Below are 557 nucleotides of genomic sequence, written 5' to 3'. Positions count from 1 at the left end.
CACGACCCACATCCCCAGTGCGTTGTTCCAGACCTTGCGATAAATCCGATTCATCGACGACTGCTCCTCAATTCGGCTGGTTTTTGGTCAAAAAGCCACCCTCGCCCGGCGTTCCGGCCGGCCGACCCCCTGTCGGTTTTTTGGTACCGCACGTCCCTTAGCGGGACGCGAGAGGCTCACGCCTGTCGCTGCTCGGAGCTGTAGATGAACCGAGGTGGAATGCGGAACTGACCCGAGTGTTAACTCGGCCTCTCGAGTACGTCAAGTTTTTGACTTAATGCGACACGCGCCGTGACACAGACCGCGAATTCAGCCTGATTTCGTTAAATTTTCGATAAATATCAATGAAAACAACCAACTCGCGCCAATTTTTCGGCACGAACCTTGCCAGCGTTGACACACCGCGCTTCGGGCGATTTCGTTTCCTGTCAAGGACTTGACGCGGCCGGGTGGTAGAGGCGCAAAAGCGCGCCCAGGCATGCCGGGCGACGGCTCCAGACGGCTGCGCATGGCGCCGACTGCGCGAAATGGGGCGAGCGGTCGCGCGGCGGAGCGAC

Annotated in this window: 2 protein-coding genes; both read right to left on the bottom strand. The window is 59.1% G+C overall.

Features of this window, described 5'->3' with window-relative positions:
• Positions 1 to 54, bottom strand: a 54-nt coding sequence (locus PI246_RS18535) for an ESPR-type extended signal peptide-containing protein (RefSeq protein WP_369335419.1), incomplete at its 3' end; no start/stop codon positions are given.
• Positions 55 to 309: 255 nt separating this feature from the next.
• A partial coding sequence (locus PI246_RS18410) for a hypothetical protein (RefSeq protein ID WP_320552780.1) occupies positions 310 to 557 on the bottom strand: 248 nt, incomplete at its 5' end.

The sequence above is a fragment of the Luteibacter sahnii genome (assembly GCF_034063545.1).
Lineage (GTDB): Bacteria > Pseudomonadota > Gammaproteobacteria > Xanthomonadales > Rhodanobacteraceae > Luteibacter > Luteibacter sahnii.
The sequence above is the reverse complement of the archived record's forward strand: the minus strand, read 5'-3'. Positions and strand labels throughout refer to the sequence as shown.